This is a genomic window from Parabacteroides sp. Marseille-P3160 (genome assembly GCF_900162725.1).
In the GTDB taxonomy this organism is placed as follows: domain Bacteria; phylum Bacteroidota; class Bacteroidia; order Bacteroidales; family Tannerellaceae; genus Marseille-P3160.
On record NZ_LT799418.1, the window covers coordinates 3,791,859 to 3,815,858 of the forward strand.

Sequence of the window (24,000 nt, forward strand, 5' to 3'; positions counted from 1 at the left end):
CAGAACCTACCCGACAAGCCGGTAAAAATGGCGGAAGACTTTAATTATACGTATTAAATATGAAAAGCCTTCGAAAAAGTGTGAAGGAAATCCTCACAGGGCGTAAGTCATACGGATTTTGTCAACTTCCGCCCTCTTTACGGTCACGGAACTCGCGGGGGGTGACGCCGAATTGCTTTTTGAAAATGCGGCTGAAGTAGGCTGGATTCGTGAAACCCAATTGATAGGCTATCTGGGCTATCGGGTTCTGTACCTTCTCTTCATCCAGCAAAAGCATGGCTTTATTCATCTTCAGGCGGAGCACATAATCATTGGGAGTCAGCCCTGTAATCCGTTTGACCTGGTTGAACAGGTGGGTGCGCCCGATTTTTAACTCGCAGCTCCATAAGTTCACGTCAAAGTTAGGATCCGAAAGATGTTGCAGGATGACGCGATCGGCAGCTTCCAGGAAAAGCCGGTCTTTCGGGTTGGTTCCTCTGATGAGCGGTTCGTTTTCGATGCTTTTCTCCAGGTTAAGCAGGCGTTTGCTATTCCGCACCAATTTATTACATTGCAGGAAAAGAAGTTCCATATCAAACGGCTTCTCGATATATTCATCGGCACCGCGCCGGATGCTATCCACTTTCTGCTCGAAAGAAGGTTGGGCAGCCAATAAGACTACCGGAATATGGAGCGTCTTCACATTCGTCTTCAACATTTCACACATTTCGAGTCCGGACAAACGGGGAATATTGATTTCGCTCAGGATGATGTCGGGTTGCTCTGAGATGGCATATTGATAGGCCTGCTCTCCGTCTTTAATGATGTTCACCTCATAGATCAAAGAAAGGGAATCTTTCAAGAGGAGTAAAATCTCATCATCATTATCCACCAGGAGCATTTTGAAAAGCTTGTTACCTTTGGATTCGCCCCCCCACTCTTCGGTAAGCTCTTCGGCATCCCGGTCGACGACCAATCGTTCCATCAACTCGAGCGGTGCAACCGGTTCCGGAAATTCTTCCAGTTCATCCTGGTCGAAATGGGAATTGCCTAAACGAAGTGAAATCACGAACACAAGTTTGTCCTCCTCCTTTTCAGCCCGGATAGATCCTTTATGCAGTTGTATGATTCCCCGGCTGAAAGCCAGGCCGATTCCCCGGTCGGAAAACAGAGTAATACCTTCTTTTTTGCTTTCTTCCGGATGATTGAAGTCCTCTATGAACTGTTCCACGCCGGACAGATCATAGTCCGACAATTGGTAGCCGATCCGTATCTCCATCTTGTTATTTTTACGCTGTACGCTCATTACGACCTCTCCCTTGGGCGGTGTCGCTTTAAATGCCGTCGACAACAAATTATAAAAGACCTTTTGCATCTGGGCCGGATCAAACCAGATATAAAGTCCGTCATTCGCCCCGAGAAACCGGCAATTCACCTTCTTTTCGGCTGTATATTCGGAGAAACTGCCCAAAATCTCCTGGACAAACTGGGAGATATTGGCCGTCCTTACCTTTAGGCGCAAGCTGCCGGATTCCATTTTGCGAAAATCCAGTAATTCCGTCATCAATTCCTGTAGCCTCACCACCTGTCTCCGGATGCGCTCGATGCGCCCCTTCCCGATCTGGGAAGTGTCATGCATCAGCCGGTCCAAAGAAGCGACGATCAGGGTCAACGGCGTGCGGAACTCATTGGATATATTGGTAAAGAATTCTATTTTATGTTTGTTGACTGTCTCGATCCGTTCCAATTCTTTTTTTTCCAGGGCCAATGATATCTTCAACCTCGACCGGCTGCGATAGAAACGGACAATCCAGTAGATAAGGGCAAAAATCAAAAAGGAATAAAGGGCAATCGCCGGGAGAGAGAGCCAATATGGGGACTTCACGACAATCTCCAATTGAATCCGGCGTGCCGGATCGGCTTCTTCCCTGACAATGAGGTGATAAATTCCCGGGCGAAGGGAATTGTATACGATTGTATTATGCTCGGCCGGTGTCCATAACTTGTCTAATCCCTCCAACTTATATTCATAAGTCGTAAAAGAGGAAGACAAGTAGTTGGTAGAAGCAAAAGTCAGGCTAATCGAGTTCTTGGAATAGGGCAACACGATTTTTTTAGTCGCGAGGATGCTTTTCGGCAGAAGAGGGGTAGAAGCCTTGACAGGTTTGTTGTTGACGGAAAGGGAAGAGAAAAACATCGGATAGTCCATATTACTATTGATCATATCCCGCTCGGAAAAAGAGAACAAACCATAAAGTCCGCCGACATAAATCCGGTCTTCATGCGGAGAGGCGTAGAGACCGCAATCTCCGCTGAATCCGGTCAGCGGTAACGCTTTCCCAAACGGCAGATGGCGGGGAGAAAGTAACTTTCCGTCGGGAGAAACATTCAGTATCGTCAATCCCCGGTTGCTCGTCACCACAAGACTGCCATACAGGGTAAAAGTCATGCAATAACAGATATCGCTCAGCAACAGTCCATTCTCCCGGTTAATCAGGGAAAAAGAATTTTTATCGGCATGATAACGCAAAAGACCGGAACGTAAAGTCATAAAGTACAAACCTTTTTCGGCACTTCCTCCTATCTGAAGGATTGCGCTGGGGATGATGCTGTTTTCGCTCAGTCCGTCGCCGTAAAAGGCGGAAACCTGGTTTGTCCGCAGATTAATCGTAAATAATCCTTTCAAATGGGAAGAAACCCACATCACATCCCTTTCATCCACAAAAACCGTACGGACGATGCCCGAAGTCATCTCTCTCAATTCCTCCGACTCGAAGAAGAAAGATATTCCCTGGGTTTTCCGGTTCATTTTAAACAAGCCATTCTGAGTCAACAGGATCAAATCGCCCTTATAGGGAATGATTTCTTCGATTATCCGCTGGTAAGTATCTGTCATTACCCTATCGATCACAGGATAAATGCGTTTGGTACTCCCGTCCCGGCAGTAAAGTCCTTTCATATAGACACTCATGTACAGGCGGTCATATTCTTTGTCATACCACAAGGCGCGGATCTTATCGTGCGGCAAACCGCCGGGAGCCGAAACGATATGGCCAACCTGCTTGTTACCTTTCCGGAGGATGTTTATTCCACTTCCTTCGGTTGCAATATATAAGGTATTCGCCCGGTCTTCCACGATTTGTCCGAGCACTACGCCATGCATGGAATTTACATCGTTTTCCTGCGTCGGATAATAGTCGTAATTGTCTATCGCCGGATTGAAATAACGGACATCGCCGTAATAAGATCCGATCCACAAAGATCCCTGCCGGTCGGAGTGCAAGTCAAAGATGCTGGATCCCTTCAATAAATATTCATCCAGGACGGCTTCCCGGGAACCTTCCTCCAAGCTTAGGCGATAAAGCCCCGAAAGCGTTCCAACCCAGAAAGACCCTTTTGCATCTTCTTCCATACAATAAATCTCATCACGGATAACGCCGTCTTTACAAACCGGAGTGAAGAGAGTGAACCTCCCCATCTCCTGCGGTTTAGCTACATAAATTTGTTTGGAACGGCAGGCAGCCCACAATCTCCCATGGGAATCATGCAGTAAATAGGATATAAATTCACCGTGCAAACCGGTGGAGATTGTTTTCTTTTTCACCGGATCGACCAGATAGATGCCGGCTGTCGTACCAATGCCGAAACGTTTATTTCCAAGGGAAACCATGGAAGTCGGATCTATGGCATCCGGAGTAAAAGAATAGATGGTTTCCCCCGCTTTCTTCGCCGGATTATACCTAATATAATACATTCTTATTGGCATAATACAATTCACCGCCTTCGCTACAAATGACATCGGTCTGAATACCGGTCAACACAAATTGCTCGGTAATCAGGTTAAAGTAAAGCAACTTGTCCTCCGCTAAAAAATAGAGCAGGGAATCCGTTCCGCAAAAGGCATGAATATCGGCATCGATCACCTCCCTGAAATATTCGGACAACTTGTATACCTTCACATTCACTCCATCATAACAGTTAAGGGCGTCATTGCCCAACCAGATTCTTCCCCATCCGTCCTGCCAGATAGAGATAGCGGAAGATTGCGAAAGTCCCTGTAAACTTCCCAAGGTTTGAAAATGGTAATCTTTAGCAGCCAAAAAACAAACCGCAAGGTTAAAAAAAACAAATAAAAAGCTTTTTTTCATACTCGAAAAATAAAAACAAATAACGATTCGGATTGCGAAAACGACCCCAATACTATTCTTTTCGTACAAAAATATGAATATTTCATACGCACAATAAAATTGTACTGTTAAATACTAAATAAAACTAGGCATAAAACGTACAAATCTATAGTTTTACCTTAAATCATATATATACGCCATATTTATTTTTTTTTGTTTTTATTGATTTATCGTAAAAATATTATCGTAAAAAGAGAATCATTATGTTAAAAATCAAACGACCAGTCAGCTTATTTTTATTAGTTGCTTCATTGAGTTTGCCGATGGTAAGCTACGCTGAAAGCCAAACAAATCCTGGAAATACAGCGATTTCCCAACAAAAGAAGAAGGTTACCGGAACGATCCGTGATGTTTCCGGTCCGGTAGCAGGCGCTTCCATCGTCATTCCGGGAACGAGCAGCGGGGCCATTAGCGACTTGGATGGAAAGTTCAGCTTAGAAGTAAAGGAAGGTGAATCGATTCAGGTTTCATTCCTTGGGTACCAAACTCAATTAATTAAATTTACGGGACAAACGTCATTGGATATTATATTGATTGAAGATTCTCATGCCTTGAATGAAGTTGTTGTAACCGCTTTAGGAATCCAGAAAGACGCTAAAAAATTAGGCTACGCCGTAAGTACGATCTCAAGTGAAGATCTGATCAAAACAGGGACACCCAACTTTGCCACCTCTTTATATGGTAAAGCATCCGGAGTACGTATCCAGGCGGCTCCGGGCGGAAGCACTTCCGCGGTTTCCATTAACATTCGCGGATTAAGCTCTATTACAGGAACAAACCAGCCGTTGATTATTGTGGACGGGGTACCTATTCGTAATGGAGAGGCCAATAACGACGGTTACTGGACCGATCAGCGCGTAAACAGCAATGGTTTGGTAGATATCAATCCGGAAGATATTGAAAGCCTTTCTATCCTTAAAGGAGCATCCGCCTCGGCATTATACGGCTCGGAGGCAGCCAACGGTGTCGTGATGATCACGACGAAAAGCGGTAAAGGAACTTCCGGTATAGGAGTCGATTTCAGTGCTAATGTCAGCTTTGACAACGTGGCCTATATGCCCGAGATTCAAACTGTATTTGGGCCTGGTTATCCGGCAAGGTATATGAGTAATTCTTATGAAATTTCCAGCGGAGGATTTATTCAAAGAGAAGTAAACGGGCAACAGGTAAAATCCATACGCAGAACGTCCGTACAATTCGGACCTAAATACGATGGAAGTGACGTATATTATTGGGATGGCGAATATCGCCCGTATAATGCCATCACCCGTAACCAGTGGAAAGACATTTTCCGCACGGGTATTAATCAAACTTATAATGTAGCTATTACACAAGGAAGTGAAAAAAGCAATACACGTTTTTCTTATACTTATGCAGATAACCGTCCGACACAGTATAACAGCTCCTATAATAAGCATAATTTCAATCTTGTCGGAAGTAATTCTTTAAATGAAAAAATAAAAATTGATTATACCGTCAACTATATTCGTCAGGATATTGAAAACCGCCCCTATCGGATCTCCCGTTTGACCAACAATTATGGAGGTATGTTCGGCTCTTTTGAAGATGTCGCTTTGATCCGTGAAAAAACGGTAACCAGCTTGGGCTATAAAAACACCTACGGAACGAATAGAACATTGACACCTGACGAATCGTTTGCTTGGCAACCCTATGGATGGGCTTTGCTGGATGAATATTTCTGGAATATTTTAGGGCGTAAACAGGCGGAAGAAAATAACCGTTTAATCGCCAGTGTTACTCCGACCTGGAAAATTATTGACGGTTTGACATTGCGCGGACGTGCAGCGACCGATTTTACTTCCGAAAAAATTGAGAAAATGGAGAATACGGAAAGTCCCATTGCTTTCGGAACATATACCGGATATTACGGACTGAACAATAAGCGCTATGAAATCTATTATAGCGATGTTCTATTGATGTATGATAAACAATTGACTGATAAAATCGGATTAACGGCTAATGTCGGCTGGCAAGGACGTATGGAAAAAGCATTTAACAGCGAAGTAGGTACGAACGGAGGTTTGTCTGTAGAAAACTGGTTCCATATCAATGCCAGCAAAAATGCAAAAAATGCCAATATGTTAAAGCAGGAATTCATGAAAACAGCTCTTTTAGGAACATTGAGTTTATCTTACGATAATTATTTATACTTGGAAGGAACCCTTCGCCAAGAAAAGATATCCACTCTTTCCAAAGGAAATAACTCCTATACCTATCCGTCTGTAAACGGAAGTTTCATCTTTACGGAAGCATTGAAGGACAGCAAACCCGATTGGTATGATTATGGGAAAGTACGCGTTTCTTACGGTATTGTAGGTAATGCTCCGGAAATATACAAAGCTGTTCAAGCCTACAATCAAAGTACATTCGAAGGTTATATCTATAATAATGTAGATGGAAAATTAGGAAATGAAACAATTCGTCCGGAAGAAAAACATGAACTTGAATTCGGTTTGGAAAGTAAATTTTTCAATAACCGTTTAGGATTTGAAATTTCTTATTATACAAACAAAGTAAAAGATCAAATTCTTGAAACAACAATGCCTCAATCCGCCGGAGGAACATCGATCTTGTTAAACGTAGGAGAATTACAAAACAACGGGCTGGATATTTCGGTTTATGGAACTCCTGTTGAGACGAAAGATTTCCGTTGGGATCTTCGAGGGAACCTTTCATTCAACAAAAACAAGGTGAACAAACTACAAAATGGATTAACCGAGTTGGTCCACACGACTTGGGACGGGGCAGTTGAATTAAAATCCATCGTAGGAGAATCGATGGGTGATCTCTATGCCTATGTCCCCAAAGAAGATGCGAACGGCAATAAAATAGTTGATGAAGAAGGCTTGTATATAGTGGATTATACCGAACGCAAAAAAGTAGGAAATGCCATGCCGAAAGCTATAGGTGGTATCGGAACTTCTTTCAATTATAAGAATTTCTTTGTGGATGCAACCGTCGATTTCCGTATCGGAGGGGCTGTATTAAACCAACCATACCAATATATGATGAATATCGGTAACATTGTAGAATCTTTAGATTATCGTGACGCCGCACATGGAGGTCTGACTTATTATTTTGAAGGAAATGACGTAGCCGGAGGCAAAACCATTGCAACCAGGGCATCCGCCGGTCCTAACGGAGAAAAAGTATATGATAACGGAGTGATCCTTCCGGGAGTAAAAGAAAATGGTTCCGCGAACGATATCATTGTTCCTTCCGACTTCTATTATGCAGAACAATACGGCTGGGGATCATCAGGCTACGTAACATACGAGAAGTCTATCATAGATAACAGCTATGTGAAATTCCGCGAGCTATCTTTAGGATATAGCCTCCCGAAGGTTATCGCCTCCAAATTAGCTTGTAAAAACCTGACGTTATCCGTTTATGGTCGTAACCTGTTTTACATTTACAAGAAAATGCCTTCTATGGATGCAGAGGCTACGGATGGTACTTCCTGGCAATCACAAACAGTGATCGGAGGTTCCACGGCAACAACCCGGACATTCGGCCTATCCTTACGTGCAAGTTTCTAATGGTATAATATAAAAGGAACAGATTAATCAAAAAATTAAAGAAAATGAAACAGATATTATTAATTATACTAGCATGTGCAGCCATGATCTCTTTCAATGCCTGCAGTGATTCGGATTATACAGACCGTTATCCAGACCCATCCAAGACATCAAACGTTTCTTGTGAAAAACTGATGACAGGAATTTTTCAGGCAGGCAATACTTATACATTATCTTCCTACTACCGCTATTTTACTTTCGAGACCCAACAAATCGGAAAATTCGCCCAAACCATGGGTTTCACCAATGAAAAAGGAATGTATCTTGGTATGGGTGAATCTTATAATAACGACCGATGGAAGAATTTCTATAATGTCTTAACTCAATACCGGTTATTGGAATATACGTATAATAATTTACCGGAGGATGAGAAATCGGACTATGAAGTATTCGTACTGCTTTCAACCATTTACCTATACGATCATTTGCAACAGATTGTCGATTTATGGGGAAATGTTCCTTTCAGTGAAGCCGGTTACTTGGCGATCACAGGTGATGTTGCGAATTCTTACCCCTCTTATGAAACGGCGGAAAGCATCTATGAAACGATGTTGGACGAATTGCAGAATATCAATACCAAGTTGGCTTCCATGACCAATCTCTCCACATTGACCAGTACTTACCTGACCACTCAGGATTACATTAATGGCGGAGACCTTTCTTTATGGAGAAAATATGCGAATTCCTTGCGTTTACGTATGGCTTTACGGGTATCTGAAAACGGATCATTAACTTCCAAAGGTAAATCCGTGATTAACGAAATCTTATCCGATCCGTCCACTTATCCCGTAATCGAGAATAATAATGAAAATACCATCATCCAAACGGCCGGATATGGAATTGACTTTAAAGTCCTTGACGAAATCCGTGAAGGTTTCGAATCATGGGCCGGACAATGTAACCGCGCCTCAGCCACAATGGTAACCAACCTGACAGGAGATCCCCGCCTGGATATCATCTACGATAAGAACGGAAGCGGTCAATACATTGGCATGAATACGACCGAAACGGAAGCGGAACAAACGATCAACTTCAACAAAGGCGATTACTATTCTGCGGTAGATACGGCAACCTTCAGCCGAAACGAAGAAATGCCGGGCGTAATTATGACTGCGGCCGAAGTAGACTTTATCAAAGCGGAAGCCTTCCAAAAAGGATATGCTTCCGGGGATGCCAAAGCGGCATTTGAAGCAGGGGTCAAGCATTCTATCGAATTATATTACGAGATCAACGCTACGGCTACTTACCGTACTCCGACTACCGCTCCGTCCAATACGGAAATTGCCGCTTTTGCCGCTTCCAAATGGGACGCCTATCCTTCCAAAGAAATCGCCATCGGCACCCAGAAATGGCTGCATTTCAGCTTACTACAAATGGTTCAGGCATGGAGTGACATTCGGAGGACAGGCATTCCGGCTCTTTTCTTCCAGGTTGACAACGCCACAGCCGATTGCCCGAATGTTCCGGACCGTCTGCGTTATCCGACTGATGAAAAGAATAGTAACCCTATCAAATATGCAGAAGTTCAGGCAAACGATACCTATTACAATAAACTATTCTGGGCAAAATAGAGAGTTTAGCGTTATCTGTTAGAGAAAAGCCTGATGAAGAATCATCTTCATCAGGCTTTTTTATTTCTTCAGTTTCAACTCGTACAAATCCCTTCGCCGGTTCCGCAGGTTGCGGACGCTACCGTAGGTATGCAGTTCGTTCAGCAAATCCAGTTCAACATCCGAGATCAGGATCATTTCCGTATTCGGCGTCGCCTCGGCACGCTTCCCGTCCGTAGGAAAAGCAAAATCACAAGGCGTAAAGACTGCACTCTGGGCATACTGGATATCCATGTTATGCACGCGGGGAAGGTTACCGACACAGCCGGCGATAACCACATAACATTCGTTTTCGATCGCCCGGGATTGGGCACAGACCCGCACGCGCGAGTAGCCGTTTTGCGTATCGGTCACGAAAGGAACGAAAAGGATCTGCATCCCCTGCTCCGCCATGATGCGGGAAAGTTCGGGGAACTCGATATCATAACAAATCAAGACACCGATCTTGGCGGAATCCGTCTCGAAGGTCTGTATCTTCTTCCCTCCCGTCAACCCCCAGCTCTTCACCTCGTCCGGCGTCACATGGATCTTTTCGTAGCTTTCCACGCTTCCGTCGCGGCGGCAAAGGAATCCGACATTATAAAGCTCTTCCCCCCGTAGCTGAGGCATACTTCCCGTAATGATGTTGATATTATAGCTGATGGCCAGATTAATGAAACGATGCCTTATTTCCTCGGTATACTGGGCTAACTCCCGGATCGCCTGGGATTCCCCCAGATGATTGAAGGCCGCCATCAGGGGAGCATTGAAATACTCCGGAAAAAGAATAAAATCGCTTTTATAATCACTCACGGCATCGACAAAGAACTCCACTTGTTCGAACAGTCCGTCCATATTCCGGTAAGGGCGCATTTGCCACTGGACCAATCCGACCCGGACACTCGTTTTCTGCGTGGTAATATCCTGCGTCGGCGGCTGGTAATAGATATTATCCCATTGCAGCAGGCAGGCGTAGTGCTTGGACTCTTCATCGTTGGGCAGGTAATTGGTCATCACCTTCCGTACATGGAAGTCGTTGGAAAGTTGGAAAGTCAGCACCGGGTCGTAAATCTCACGCTTGCGCACCTTATCGATGTATTCCTTCGGCTTTATTTCGTCGGCATACAGGTGATAATTGGGTATGCGCCCGCCGAACATGATCGCTTTCAGGTTCAGTTTTTCGCATAGCTCCTTCCGGTAGTCGTACATCCGCCGCGCCAGGCGCAACGAACGGTATTCCGGATGGATGAAGACCTCGATGCCGTACAGGATATTCCCGTTCGGGTTATGCGTATCGAACGTTTCGTTCCCGGTGACCTGGGCATAGGTGTGATCCCCCTTGACCATATTATAATCGACAATGATGGATAGCGCGCAGCCGACGATTTTATCATCCGCCACCGTGACAACCTGCCCTTCCGGGAAAATCCGTATCAGGGTTTCAATTTGATGGTAAGTCCAAAACACATCGCTCCCATCCGTATATACCCGCGTAAAAGATTGGGCCAATTGATTGTAGTCCTCAATTTGCAGGAGACGCACAAAAACTTTATTAATATTCCTTTCCGGTTCCATTTTCCATTATTTTTGCGCGGCAAAGATAGGCAATAATAGCCGAAAAAGAGCAAATCTTCACTCCTACCCGCGAAAGTAACGGCATCTTTTCTACCGCATTTGACTGGGGAACATTGTAACCCACTTGCCTGCATTATGGATGGATGCAAGAGAAAGCGTGATTTGTGTGCCGGCATTTGAGTACTTCAACGTACTGATTTTATTCACATTGTATTAATTCTTCAATTTTTTCTGACCGGGCGAAGATCTTCGTCCGGCCAGAAAAAGACTTTCGCCCGGCCGGGAAAAGATCTTTTTCCGACCGAAGAAATTCGGATTATCGCTGTCGGTGAAACAAAAAGACGCTGCCCTCGCAATGTTTTGTCACTGTCCCGGCATGGAAATGAGTATACTCTACACACACATTGGAGCATCTCTTTTTTTATTCCGGCAAAGGAAAGGAATGCGTCACCTCGTCACTTCTTCAATCAGATAGAAGATAGATTTGAAGTTAATGCCGCTATATTCGTTCAATCCGATCTCACAGGTACGGCTGGTGGAGTATCCCTCCGTACAACCTACAGGTATTTGTTCGGCCAGATGCCTCTGCCCGTGCTCATTCAGTTCCGGATAGGTAAAGCCGCGGTCGCCGGCAAAGCCGCAACAGTTGGTTTCCACCAGCGTCACTTCTTTGGCGCAAAGGCCGGCCAACTTCACCAATGTCTCTTCCATTTCGATCTTCTTTACCGAGCAAACGGGAAAGACGGTAACCGTTTCCTTCAGGTATTTCACCTTTAGCTTCGGCATCACAAAATGATACATGAACTCGATCGGATCATAAACGTTCAGCTTCTCCCGGTCATACGCCTCGTGAAAAGTATAGAAGCAAGGGCTCATATCGAATAACACAGGGTAGCGTCCGTTGTCGGAAGCCTTGTAGAGCGCCTCTTCCAATTCTTTCGACTTACGGCTTCCCTCTTCCTTCAATCCCTTACTGCTGAAGGCCATTCCGCAGCAAAGATGATCCAATCCCTCGGGATAGAGCACCGTGAATCCGGCGCGTTGCAGGAGTTCTTCTGTCTTGCGGGTCAGTTCGACCTCCTCTTCCCTGTAGCCCTTGGATTTTCCCATCGTGCGGTTGATGCAGGAAGGAAAATAGACAACCTTGTCTTCCTGCCCCCGATTTACGACCGAATGCCTGATCCGGCGGGCTCCCCAAGGCATCGCCGGATTCCATTTCGGTATCCGGTTGCCGGAAAGCGTACGCATTCCGCCGGCGATCCCTCCCATCAGGGAATCTCCCAGCAGTTTATGGAAGAAATGAACTACATTCAGGGCGGTCCTTCCCGAAGCAGTCACCATGCCCATGTGCCCGCCGACCCATGCGGCGATCTTCTTCGCGCGGCCAGTCGCCTCCTCATGGCGCATCGCCTTCGTATATTTCCCCGTATCAATATTCACCGGGCAGACCAAAGCGCAGAGGCCGTCGGTCGCACAGGTTTCGTCCGAATAATATTTTGCATCCCTAAGCATCTGCTGCAGCCTCGCCGCATCTTCTCCCGTAGCTTTCAACCGGGAGATTTCCCGGGCGATCACGATACGTTGCCTGGGGGAAAGCGTCAGCCCCTCCGATACGCAATTGGGTTCGCAGAAGCCGCATTCCATGCATTTGTCGACCAACTCATGGGCCGCCGGCAGGGGTTTCAGGTTCTGGATATGCGCCAGCGGATTCGGATTAATGATGACTCCCGGATTAATCAAATGCTGCGGATCGAAAAGATTTTTGATTTGCACCATGATACGGTAGGCCGCCTCTCCCCACTCCCGTTCGACAAAAGGCGCCATGTTCCGCCCCGTTCCGTGCTCCGCCTTGAGGGAACCGCCGTATTTATCCACGACAAGATCCGCAATCCCGTCCATCAGCTTAGCATAACGGTCCACTTCGGAAGGGGTCGTAAAATCCTGGGAAAAGACCATGTGCAGGTTTCCTTCCAAAGCATGGCCGAAGAGGGAAGCGTCTTTGTAGTCCAACGTTTTGAAGAGGTCCTTCAAATCCATGCACCCATCCGCCAGCCGGTCGATCGGGAAGGCGACATCCTCGATCATGCAGGTCGTCCCGGTTTGGCGCAAACCGCCGACAGAGGGCAACAAGCCCTTCCGCGCCTTCCAGTTGAAGTTATACTCTTTCGGGTCGGAGGTAAAAACGTAAGGGCGAAGCGTAGGAATCGACTGGATAGCGATCCGGACGGCCGCCTCTTTCTGCTCCAGCTCCACCTGCTCGTTTCCCCGGATATCGATCAGCAAGGCGCAGGTCGTCTCCGGCAGCGTGCGGAAAAACGGATCCGCATCCGGGTCGTCCTCAACCGAACGCAGGCTGTCGCGATCCAACAGTTCCACGGCGGAAACCGGCGTCTTTTTCAATAAAGGTACCGCCTCACAGGCGGTTTTGATCGTATCGAAGAAGACCAACGAACAAGCTTTATACTTTTCATCGACCACCGTATGGTAAGTCAGGTCGGATATAAACGCCAAGGTTCCTTCCGACCCGATCATCAGATGCTTGATGATCTCATAGGGGTCTTCATAGTCGACAAAGGCATTGATACTATAACCCGTCGTGTTTTTTATCTTATACTTCCGTTTGATGCGTTCGGTCAGCACCGTGTCCGATTTGATTTCATCGCGCATCCGTCCGATTTCGCGGAGAATCTCCGGATGTTTTTTCCCAAAGGCGGCTTTGCTCACCTCATCCGAAGTGTCGAGCACCGTTCCGTCATACAGGATGATCCGGATGTCGGCAATCGTCTGATAGGAATTCTGCGCCGTACCGCAGCACATTCCGCTTGCATTGTTGGCGGCGATCCCCCCGATCATGGCGGCATGAATCGAAGCCGGATCGGGCCCGATCTTCCGCCCGTAAGAATGCAGGAATATATTGGCGCGCGATCCGGTGATTCCCGGCTGCAGGCGGATTTTATAACCTTGCTCGCTGATCGAATAATCCTTCCAGTGATGCGTAGCGACCATCAATACCGAATCCGAAATCGCTTGGCCGGAGAGGCTGGTTCCGGCCGCCCGGAAAGTCAAGGGAAGTTTCAAGCTGTTTGTCCGGCGAATAACCTCCACCGCTTCCTGTTCGGTATGTACCTGCACCACCAATTTGGGGATCAGGCGGTAAAAACTGGCATCCGTCCCGTAAGCGAGCAGCCGTAGGGGATTTGAAATAATTCTATCAGGATCAATCGTTTTTGCCAACTCATCCTGCAATTGCTGATAATCTGGAGGTAACATGAGATTGTTGTTTTATAACACTAACGTATGTAATTGAACACGAAGATACATATCTTTCTCCAAACTCCCTACATGAAAAAGAGCGCACTCTTTTTTTGCCTATCAAACTTCAATCATATATACGTCCCGGCGCCCTATACCGTACAGTATACAATCGACGGCAAAGTGCGGGTTATTGTTATTTATACGGAAATATTCATATCTTTATACATTCGTTGCATGGATGGATATCATTTATCAAATATAATCAAGGTTTCATTATGAAAAAGAGTCTGCATTTTCTGCTTTTCTTTATAACCGTATGTGGAAATCTATTTGCGCAGGAACAGTCATGGATACGCATAAACCAACTGGGATATCTACCCTATTCTGCGAAAGTGGCCGTTTTTCTTTCCAAGGAAGGAAAAAACGAATTATCGTTCTTCCTGAAAGACGCCCAAAGCGACCAGATCGTATTCACCGGGAAAGGGAAGGCAGCCAATGCTAACCGGTGGGGAATGAAAGAAGCTTACCGTCTTCCCTTTTCGGAGATAACGGCTGATGGCGAATATTATATCGAATGCAACGGCGTACGATCCCCCCGGTTTAAAATCTCCCCGGACGTATACAGGGGAACCGCCGACTTCCTTTTGAATTACATGAGGCAGCAACGCTGCGGCTACAATCCTTACCTGGATCACGAATGCCATCAACACGACGGATACATTGTAGACCATCCGACACGTACCGGCGAGTTTATCGATGTCCGCGGCGGTTGGCATGACGCTTCGGATTACCTCCAATATCTGACAACCTCAGCCAATGCGACTTTCCAAATGATGTTTGCCTGGCAACAGACGCCTGACAAAACCATTTTCCAAGATGCCCATGACGCATCAGGCAAAAAGGGAAGCAATGGAATACCCGACATTATTGACGAAATACGCTGGGGGCTCGAATGGATGGTTCGCATGAATCCGGACTCGGCTGTGATGTTCAATCAGATCGCTGATGATCGTGATCACGCCGGAATGCGCATCCCAACTAAAGACGATGTTGATTATGGCTGGGGAAAAGGAACCGGACGTCCGGTCTATCCGGTCACCGGCAAACCGCAAGGATTGGGAAAACACAAAAACAGATCGACCGGCGTCTCTTCATCGGCCGCCAAATTTGCTTCCGCCTTTACTTTAGGAGCTGACCTTTTTAAAGAGATCGATCCGGCCTTCAGTGAAATACTCCGGGAAAAGGCCCTCCCGGCCTATTTGTATGGGAAAGCCGTCCCAGGGAATAATCAGACGGCTTGTACGGTTTCTCCTTATTTTTATGAGGAAGATAACTGGGTAGACGATATGGAACTGGCGGCAGCAGTACGCTATCAACAGGAAGGGGACGCCTATTGGTTGAAAGAAGCGGATTATTGGGGGCAATTGGAAGAGATTACTCCTTGGATGGAGCTGGGACGGGCCCGCCATTATCAATTCTATCCGTTCGTAAACCTTGGACATTACTATTTATCCCAATCGGGCAATCCGGGCGTCAGTGCTAAATACACCGAATTCATGCGCCATGGCTTGGAAGCGCTTTCCCAACGGGCAAAAGAGCAGGATGATCCGTTCCTGAACGGTATTCCGTTCATTTGGTGTTCCAACAATCTGGTAGCTGCCGCCATAACGCAGGCCCGCTTATATTACCAAACATCAGGTGATGATACGTATAAGGAAATGGAGGCGGCCCTCCGGGATTGGCTGTTTGGATGCAATCCCTGGGGAACAAGCATGATTTGCGGACTTCCGGCAACCGGCGATTCGCCTACCCAGCCCCATTCTTTCGTATCGGAACTGATGAACGATATCCCTTACGGGGGATTAGTGGACGGCCCTATCTATAAATCGACTTATGAATCCCTGCTCGGCATTCATTTGAAACATGAAGATCCCTATGCCCCCTTCCAACAGGGCGCGGCCGTCTATCATGACGATTCGGGCGATTATTCTTCCAATGAACCGACGATGGACGGTACGGCCAGCCTCAGTTTCTACCTATCCACCATGGAAAAGACCGGAAACCGTCAACAAGGTAAAAAACACGATCAGGCAGACGCTCAGGGAGCGATTGTCCGCCACCGGACCAATCAAAAAGCCGTTTATCTGATTTTCTCCGCCGACGAAACGTTTGAAGGAGCCTCCTCTATTCTGAAAACGCTGAAAAAGCATAAGGCGAAAGCCTCTTTCTTTCTTACCGGCAATTGCCTGCGCAACCCGCGTTACGAACCGATCATCCGGCAGATAATCAAGCAAGGGCATTATGTAGGCGGACATTCCGACAAACATATACTCTATGCATCCTGGGAAAACCGGGACTCCTTACTAGTCAGCAAAGACAGCCTGGTTTCCGACTTCCGGCAAAACATGAAAGAGTTAGCCAAATTTGGGGTGGATCTCAATCAGGTGGAATACTATCTGCCTCCTTATGAATGGTATAACCGGAAAAGCGTCCGATGGATTGAAAATGAAGGACAAACAACAATCAATTTTACTCCCGGAATACTTACGGCCGCCGATTACACGACGCCGGATATGCCGAATTACCGTTCTTCGCAGGAATTGATTGACCAGTTATATCAGTTTGAGCGAAAGGAAGGACTTAATGGTGCCGTTATCCTCCTTCATCCGGGCACCCAAGACATAAGGACAGATAAACTCTACCTTCGTCTGGATGGAATCATACAATACCTAAAGCAAAAAGGATACTTGTTTGAGTCTTTTAAGAACTGACCATAGAAACAGAAAAACCGGAAATATCGGTAATATCTCAGATATAGAATGGCCGCCATCGAAGTAAACAGTCTATTTTCGCAGGTTAATATACGTCTTTATAAATACCAAAAGCTTAATGCCGGAAGATAATGGGATAAAAAGAATTCTTTCCCGAAATAAATAGCGAAATTAGAGTCTTTAAATAATAAAACAGGGTGTTTATGGAATCATTTCGTATCGGGTCTTTAAATATAAAGCTCCCTGTGATTCAAGGAGGAATGGGAGTAGGAATCTCTCTTTCGGGTTTGGCCGCAGCAGTAGCAAACGAAGGAGGAGTCGGGGTTATATCTTGCGCGGGCTTAGGATTGCTTTATCACCGGAAAGCATCTGATTTTCTAAACGATTGCATCTGGGGATTAAAGGAAGAAATTCGAAAAGTAAGGGAAAAAAGCAGTGGATTGATTGGCATTAATATTATGGTTGCTCTCAGCAATTTTTCGGATATGGTGCGTACCGCTATTGAAGAGAAAGTAGATATTATATTTGCCGGGGCGGGGCTTCCTCTCAATCTCCCCTCTTTTCTTACGCCTACAAGCGAAACAAAGTTAGTGCCCATTGTTTCGTCGTCACGAGCGGCAAAAATAATTTGTGAGAAGTGGAAGACTAATTACAATTATCTGCCTGATGCCCTTGTGGTGGAAGGTCCAAAAGCTGGCGGGCATCTGGGATTTAAGAAAGAACAGATCGAAGATGAAAATTATTCGCTGGAGCATATTATCCCGGAAGTGATAGAAATCATCGCCCAATATAAGAATGATAAATCCATGCCGATCATTGCGGCAGGAGGCATCTATTCGGGGCAGGACATCCATCGTTTCATACAGTTGGGCGCCTCCGGCGTACAAATGGGAACTATTTTTGTTACATCGGAAGAATGCGATGCATCATACGCATTCAAAAAAACCTATATTGATGCCAATAAGGAAGACATCATACTGATAGAAAGTCCGGTCGGAATGCCGGGACGGGCCATTCGGAATGAATTCATCGGAAAGGTAGAGTCGGGAACAGAAATTCCGAAAAGTTGCCCTTTTCATTGTATCAAGACTTGCAACTATCAGAAAAGCCCGTATTGCATCATGAATGCCTTATATAACTCTTCAAAAGGAAATATGAAAAAAGGATACGCCTTTGCCGGAAGTAACGCTTATCTGGCGAGAAAAATCTCAAGTGTTAAAGACATTATTTCCACACTGAAGATCGAATATTCAATCATGGAATAGGCATACGATAAGGGTGGGTATATCTATTTAATAAAATCAAATTATGGGAGAAAAGAGATTTACAAGAGAGGCCAAAAAGCCCAAGCAAGTAAAACCGAAAGTGATTGCAGCAAATCCTCCGGTAAGTGAGGAAGAAAAGAAGAAAAAGAATTCGGAAACAAAAAGACGATAAACCTCTTTAAAAATTACCTGCGGCATCTTAAACTTGCCGCGGGTAAAATTATATTTGTCGCAGGTAAAATATTAGTTTTACCCGCGACTTTTTTGTTGATTCGTATCGAACGGGGCCACAATCGATCAAATAATCCACGGGAACTCCCTTCTATTTCATTTTATTCACATTTTCAAAGGCCATGCACCTAACTTCTACTTTAAATTTTATTATATACCTTTGTGTCTCACAAACCCATAAATAAAGGAAGGGAAAAGCCGGACGAACATGGATTTTAATAATTTTTATCTTAATTGGTATTCACGGATGAAATCATTTGCCCGTGAATATGTACTTTCAGAAAAAGATGCGGAGGATATCGTACAAGATATCTTTATCGAATTATATGAAAAAGATAAAAAATATGATCCGGTAAATCAAACAGCTTATTTATTTACCTCCATCAAGAATCGTTGTATAGATCACCTCAGGCGTAAAAAATTAGAGCAAGAGGCCGCGAACCATCTACAGGAAGAATATTTCCTAACCCTACGGATGAAGCTGGATTCGTTAGAAATACTTGACTTATCAATATCGGATAGAGAGATAGAAAAAGTCTTGGAAGAGGCTCTTCAATCACTCCCGGAACGTTGCAGGGCAATTTTCATCAAACATAAAATCGAAGGCGAAAAACAAAAAGAGATCGCCGAAGAATTAAAAATTTCTCCCAAAACAGTGGAGAATCAACTAACCATAGCCTATAAAAAATTACGGATCGCATTGAAAAATTATGCTCCTTTGATATTTTTATTATTAAATCACTACTAAAAAGATTTTCTTTTGGGGGATTTTACTTACTCATTCGTTTACTTTAAAAGTAAACAAAAGAATGGATGAACGGATTATAAAATATTTTCAGGAGGAGTTGACGGAACCGGAAAGAATCTCTTTACTGAAAGACGCCTATTCCAAAGAAGATTTGAAAAAGGAAATGTTCGCATATCAAAATGTGAAAGCCCTTCTATCACTTGTCCCGGAAAACATAAACATCCCTGAGGGAGAGGCCGGATATAAACGGCTGATCGCTACTGTCCGGAAACGGAAAATACTTTACTATATACGATTATCCATCGGTTACGCCGCAGCAATATGTTTGGTGGTGATCCTGACATGGCATGTTGCCGTTTCCTCCTCTCCAAACGTAAAGCAAACAGTCAAACGACAGGAATTATATGTACCTGCCGGGCAACGGGCACGCATTACTTTGCCGGATGGAACCACCGTATGGCTGAATGCAAATTCTTCCCTTAGCTATCCTTCCGTTTTTGAAAAAGAACGCAAAGTTACCCTAACCGGAGAAGCCTATTTTGACGTAGCGAAGGATAAAGAAAATCCGTTCATCGTATCCACACAATCCATAAATATTAAGGCTCTCGGCACACAGTTTAATGTTTACAGTTATCCTGATGCGCCATACGTAAGTACAACGTTAATAAGCGGTTCGGTACAAGTGTATTGTCCTCAAAAAGAAACTGAAAGCATTCTGTTGAAACCGAATCAACAATTATTTCACGAAGGCAAGAAATTCAATGTAACAAACATAAGGGATAAAGACGATTTGCTTTGGAAAGAAGGGATTTACAATTTCAAATCTGCCTCATTACGCCAGATTATCAAAAAATTGGAATTATATTATGATGTGAAGATTATCGTGAAAGATCCGGAAATTTTTTCCTACATCTATACCGGAAAGTTCAGACAAAGGGATGGAGTTTTGGAAATATTACGCATCATTCAGAAAATTCATCATTTCAAGATATATAAAGATGAAGAACTTAATCAAGTAACATTATCAAGTAAATAATATTAATCATCTTCTAAATCTATTATGCCTATGGCCTAAAAACAATTAAAAACATGCTAAAAATCGGCAGATGTGACAGCATCCACCGATTAAATGCAAAGCAAACAGCCTTGAGATTAAAAACAAAGTATTTACTTAACAAAACAAAGGTATGAATATAAATCTTTTGTTATTACCCCTATCGTGTATAAAAACACTTAAAGCCATCTTTCGAGTTATGAAAATATCTTCATTACTTCTATTTTTTTGTGTATGTCAGCTTATGGCTGAAAGCAGCAAAGCACAGAATGCAAAAATCACACTGATCTCCAATGATTTAACGATAGAGCAATTGATTAAGGAGATAGAACGTCAAACAGACTATTTAGTGGTATTTAGTGACCGTGAAGTCGACATAGAACATACAGTTCACGTCAAACAGAAATCCGCCAAAGTCTACGAATATTTGCAAGAAGCTTTTAAAAATCAAGATTTAAGGTATGAATTTGAAAACAAATACATTATTTTAGCTAAAAAAGAAAAATTACAACAAGTACAACAATCGCAAAGGCGAATCACGGGCCAGATCATTGATGAAAATGGAGATCCTATCATTGGAGCAAGCATCATTATGAAAGGAACAACAAATGGAATTGTCTCCGACATCGACGGAAGATATTCTATTTCTATTCCGGCTAACACAAAGGAAGCAGTACTTATATTTTCTTATGTAGGCTTAGCGACACAAGAAATAGCATGGAAAGGACAGACAGAGATAAATGTAAAACTCATCAGCCGTACGCAGGATTTGGATGAAGTTGTCGTAGTAGCTTATGGCACAGCCAAAAAATCCACCTATACAGGTTCTGCGTCTATCGTTAAATCCGACAAGTTAGAGAAAGTAATGGGTACCGGTTTTGCCGAATCGCTACAAGGTATGTCCGCCGGGGTGAATGTTGTCAATGTACAAGGGAATCCCGGAGGAAATACTCGTATCGAGATTCGTGGCATTGCCTCCATGTCAGGAAAGGCGGATCCATTGTATATCGTAGACGGGATGCCTTATGACGGGGATCTTAACCAAATCAGTCCTTCGGATATAGAATCAATGACTGTATTGAAAGATGCTGCAGCGACTTCATTGTATGGCTCACGTGCGGCAAATGGCGTAGTAGTGATTACAACAAAGAAAGGGAAATCGGAGAAGCCGCAAATTAATTTCCGTGGAGCATGGGGTACTTCCGATAATGCGGTTGCTAATCCGAAAAAAGCAAATCCTTATCAACAATTGGAAAACACATGGTACGCCCTGTATTACGATGCCGTTTATTTTGACGGATTATCTCCCCAGGCCGCCGGAGATTATGCATCAGCTAATGCATTAACCAAGCAGGTAAAGGCCGTAACCAACTCTAAAGGAGAATCTATCTACGTAACGCCATTTAAATATATTAATGAGAATTATGTCCTGCATGACGGAAATGGGAATCCCTACATGAACCCTAATTTAGAGTATGCCTGGAAAGAAAGTGACTGGGATGTGTACAAAGCTGTTTTTTCACGCAAACTGCGCCAGGATTATAGCGTGGATGTAAGCGGACAGTCTTCCAGTGGAAAAACTTCCTATTTTTTCTCCGGAGGTTATCTGGATGACCTTGGCTATGGAAATCGTCAATATTATAAACGTTATTCTTTCCGTACAAATATAAACACAACGATTAAAGACTGGTGGAATATGGGAGGTAGCCTGGCCTATTCACGTCACCGGCAGAACCTTTCGGGCGGAGTAAGCCGGGCATGTAATTTTACTACTACATTGTCTTCTCCCTGGTTACGTAACGCAGACAATACAGATTGGGTTTACTCTGAAAAATCGGGAAAACGAATGTATGATTATGGTAAATATACTAATAATTTCTTCGGAATCCAGGTCCTGAATAATTCCGGGGATTATTGGGATAATGATAATGATGACAGCTTTGACTGTAACATGGGGCATATTATAACATCACAATATTATACGGAATTTAAATTACCGTATAATCTGAAATTCAGGTCTGCAATCAACATAGATGACTACTGGTATAGATCTATGTCCTATGGATCTGCAGTCCATGGAAGTGCTCAAACGGCCCCTTACGGTATTTCTATTTTGGCTGACGGTGGTTATGCCAGTCGCTATGATTTCAATCAAACTTCTACGACGTGGAATAATCTATTGTCAGGAGACTGGACTATTGGAAATCATACCTTTACCGGCTTATTAGGACAGGAATGGTATGCTTGGAATTCCCACTATGAGCAAGGTTGGGGAGACGGTATTATGGAATTAGGTAAGTATGAATTGTCAAATACCACCAAGAATTTTGGCGTATCCGGTGGGCGTGATGAATACGCATTATTGTCATTCTTTGGGAAAATCGATTATAATTTTCTAAGTAAATATTATTTATCCGCATCTGTCCGGGAGGATGGTTCTTCCCGTTTTAGTTCTGACAACAGATGGGGAACTTTCTGGTCGGCAGGAGCATCCTGGCGGCTTTCTAAAGAAGGCTTCTTGGCAGATGTAAAATGGTTAGACAATTTATCCATTCGCGGCAGCTACGGTACGACAGGTAATGACAAATTGATTGTTCGTAACGCAAGTAACGGTAAAGCCGGCGGTGAAGTGCTATATGCATACCAGGGCACCTATACCAGAGACGATTTGTATCTCCAACCCGGTTTAATGCCTGCTACTTATGCTACCCCCGACCTGAAATGGGAAAGTAATAAACAGTGGAATGTCGGAGTAGACTTCTCCGTATTTAACCGCATTAACGGTACGATTGAGTATTATTCCCGTACATCCCATGATTTATTATATTATAAAGAATTACCGATTTCTGCCCAAGTAGGGAATGCTTCCGGTTATAATATGAATATAGGCGATTTGCGTAATAGCGGCCTTGAAATCACATTGAATGCCAATGTATTGAGATCAAAAGACTTTAGATGGGATATTGACGCGAACCTAAGTACACTGAAGAATGAGGTTACTTATTTACCGACGGGAGCATATACTTATGCCGGTACAGCTTGTACGTATAAGATGGAAGAAGGTAAATCCATTTATGAATTCATAGCTCCACAATATGACGGCGCAAATCCGGAAACCGGCTTACCCGGTTGGTTGATCCGGGATGGAAATGGGGGATGGAAACGCACGGAGAATACGGCGGAAGTACTGACTTCCGATTTCGTATATTGTGGCTCTGCCATACCCAATTTGTTTGGTTCCATTACCAATAATGTACAATATAAGGGTTTTGACCTTTCCTTTATGTGGTATTACTCTTATGGTTCCAAAATGTCCGATTATAATTATAAAGAACGCATTATGAACCGTCCGGGTGTAGGTATGGTACAAGATCTTATTCAAGATCGCTGGAAACAACCGGGTGATGCGGATAAAACAATTCCCCGTTGGTCTTATACACAATATAGCGCTACGGTTAAGTACGCCACTAATTTTGTATTCGACAATCATTATTGGCGCTTAAGAAATCTAACATTGGGTTATTCTTTACCAAAGTCAATCAGCAGAAAAGCAATGGTTGAAAATCTGCGTTTGTATGTAACCGGAAACAATCTGCTTACATTCGGACCGGCGGCCGATCGCCATTCGGATCCTGAAACAGGCGTGATGGGAAACAGTTACAATGGAAATGCTGAAACAGATAATGGTATTCAAGGTTCAAGGAGACTCTATATGTTCGGTATTCAAATCACATTATAAAAAAACAC

Annotated in this window: 12 protein-coding genes; 8 read left to right on the forward strand and 4 right to left on the reverse strand. The window is 44.3% G+C overall.

What is annotated here, in order from left to right:
- Window positions 1-121: 121 nt before the first annotated feature.
- Window positions 122-3,733 (reverse strand): hybrid sensor histidine kinase/response regulator transcription factor, encoded by a 3,612-nt coding sequence (locus BQ8014_RS15240; RefSeq protein ID WP_160150102.1) that lies wholly within the window; start codon window positions 3,731-3,733, stop codon window positions 122-124.
- Window positions 3,720-4,127: a hypothetical protein gene (locus BQ8014_RS15245; protein WP_080905102.1), complete on the reverse strand. Its 408-nt coding sequence runs from the start codon at window positions 4,125-4,127 to the stop codon at window positions 3,720-3,722. The genes BQ8014_RS15240 and BQ8014_RS15245 overlap by 14 nt, the downstream gene beginning before the upstream one ends.
- A 242-nt stretch (window positions 4,128-4,369) precedes the next feature.
- Here BQ8014_RS15245 and BQ8014_RS15250 point away from each other — a divergent pair, with 242 nt between their 5' ends.
- Together BQ8014_RS15250 and BQ8014_RS15255 are read left to right on the forward strand one after the other, a co-directional pair.
- Window positions 4,370-7,726 (forward strand): SusC/RagA family TonB-linked outer membrane protein, encoded by a 3,357-nt coding sequence (locus BQ8014_RS15250; RefSeq protein ID WP_080905103.1) that lies wholly within the window; start codon window positions 4,370-4,372, stop codon window positions 7,724-7,726.
- Window positions 7,727-7,770: 44 nt separating this feature from the next.
- Window positions 7,771-9,336 (forward strand): SusD/RagB family nutrient-binding outer membrane lipoprotein, encoded by a 1,566-nt coding sequence (locus tag BQ8014_RS15255; RefSeq protein WP_080905104.1) that lies wholly within the window; start codon window positions 7,771-7,773, stop codon window positions 9,334-9,336.
- 60 nt (window positions 9,337-9,396) lie between these two features.
- On the opposite strand, the gene BQ8014_RS15260 is transcribed toward BQ8014_RS15255, so the two are convergent.
- Window positions 9,397-10,929 carry a carbon-nitrogen hydrolase family protein gene (locus BQ8014_RS15260; RefSeq protein ID WP_080905105.1) on the reverse strand — a complete coding sequence of 511 codons (1,533 nt, stop codon included), beginning with the start codon at window positions 10,927-10,929 and terminating at the stop codon, window positions 9,397-9,399.
- Window positions 10,930-11,376: 447 nt separating this feature from the next.
- Window positions 11,377-14,199 carry an FAD-binding and (Fe-S)-binding domain-containing protein gene (locus tag BQ8014_RS15265; RefSeq protein WP_080905106.1) on the reverse strand — a complete coding sequence of 941 codons (2,823 nt, stop codon included), beginning with the start codon at window positions 14,197-14,199 and terminating at the stop codon, window positions 11,377-11,379.
- A gap of 260 nt (window positions 14,200-14,459) precedes the next feature.
- Here BQ8014_RS15265 and BQ8014_RS15270 point away from each other — a divergent pair, with 260 nt between their 5' ends.
- From BQ8014_RS15270 to BQ8014_RS15290, 6 genes are all read left to right on the forward strand, one after another.
- Window positions 14,460-16,955, forward strand: coding sequence for a glycoside hydrolase family 9 protein (locus BQ8014_RS15270; protein WP_080905998.1), 2,496 nt, complete (start codon window positions 14,460-14,462; stop codon window positions 16,953-16,955).
- Window positions 16,956-17,158: 203 nt separating this feature from the next.
- A complete protein-coding gene (locus tag BQ8014_RS15275) occupies window positions 17,159-18,220 on the forward strand; it encodes an NAD(P)H-dependent flavin oxidoreductase (RefSeq protein WP_080905107.1) in 1,062 nt (353 codons plus the stop codon).
- A 43-nt stretch (window positions 18,221-18,263) separates the two neighbouring features.
- Window positions 18,264-18,392 carry a hypothetical protein gene (locus BQ8014_RS19885; protein ID WP_255376313.1) on the forward strand — a complete coding sequence of 43 codons (129 nt, stop codon included), beginning with the start codon at window positions 18,264-18,266 and terminating at the stop codon, window positions 18,390-18,392.
- 267 nt (window positions 18,393-18,659) lie between these two features.
- Window positions 18,660-19,199, forward strand: a complete 540-nt coding sequence (locus BQ8014_RS15280) for an RNA polymerase sigma-70 factor (protein WP_080905108.1) — start codon at window positions 18,660-18,662, stop codon at window positions 19,197-19,199.
- Between the two features lie 61 nt (window positions 19,200-19,260).
- Window positions 19,261-20,235 carry a FecR family protein gene (locus BQ8014_RS15285; protein ID WP_080905109.1) on the forward strand — a complete coding sequence of 325 codons (975 nt, stop codon included), beginning with the start codon at window positions 19,261-19,263 and terminating at the stop codon, window positions 20,233-20,235.
- A gap of 262 nt (window positions 20,236-20,497) precedes the next feature.
- The gene (locus BQ8014_RS15290) at window positions 20,498-23,992 is read left to right on the forward strand and encodes a TonB-dependent receptor (protein WP_234998063.1); all 3,495 of its coding nucleotides are present in this window, start codon (window positions 20,498-20,500) and stop codon (window positions 23,990-23,992) included.
- Window positions 23,993-24,000: the final 8 nt, after the last annotated feature.

Bases quoted from the DNA above. Each gene is read 5' to 3' on its own strand.
- BQ8014_RS15240 (WP_160150102.1), bottom strand. From the start codon at position 3,733: ATGTATTATATTAGGTATAATCCGGCGAAGAAAGCGGGGGAAACCATC.
- BQ8014_RS15245 (WP_080905102.1), bottom strand. From the start codon at position 4,127: ATGAAAAAAAGCTTTTTATTTGTTTTTTTTAACCTTGCGGTTTGTTTT.
- BQ8014_RS15250 (WP_080905103.1), top strand. From the start codon at position 4,370: ATGTTAAAAATCAAACGACCAGTCAGCTTATTTTTATTAGTTGCTTCA.
- BQ8014_RS15255 (WP_080905104.1), top strand. From the start codon at position 7,771: ATGAAACAGATATTATTAATTATACTAGCATGTGCAGCCATGATCTCT.
- BQ8014_RS15260 (WP_080905105.1), bottom strand. From the start codon at position 10,929: ATGGAACCGGAAAGGAATATTAATAAAGTTTTTGTGCGTCTCCTGCAA.
- BQ8014_RS15265 (WP_080905106.1), bottom strand. From the start codon at position 14,199: ATGTTACCTCCAGATTATCAGCAATTGCAGGATGAGTTGGCAAAAACG.
- BQ8014_RS15270 (WP_080905998.1), top strand. From the start codon at position 14,460: ATGAAAAAGAGTCTGCATTTTCTGCTTTTCTTTATAACCGTATGTGGA.
- BQ8014_RS15275 (WP_080905107.1), top strand. From the start codon at position 17,159: ATGGAATCATTTCGTATCGGGTCTTTAAATATAAAGCTCCCTGTGATT.
- BQ8014_RS19885 (WP_255376313.1), top strand. From the start codon at position 18,264: ATGGGAGAAAAGAGATTTACAAGAGAGGCCAAAAAGCCCAAGCAAGTA.
- BQ8014_RS15280 (WP_080905108.1), top strand. From the start codon at position 18,660: ATGGATTTTAATAATTTTTATCTTAATTGGTATTCACGGATGAAATCA.
- BQ8014_RS15285 (WP_080905109.1), top strand. From the start codon at position 19,261: ATGGATGAACGGATTATAAAATATTTTCAGGAGGAGTTGACGGAACCG.
- BQ8014_RS15290 (WP_234998063.1), top strand. From the start codon at position 20,498: ATGGCTGAAAGCAGCAAAGCACAGAATGCAAAAATCACACTGATCTCC.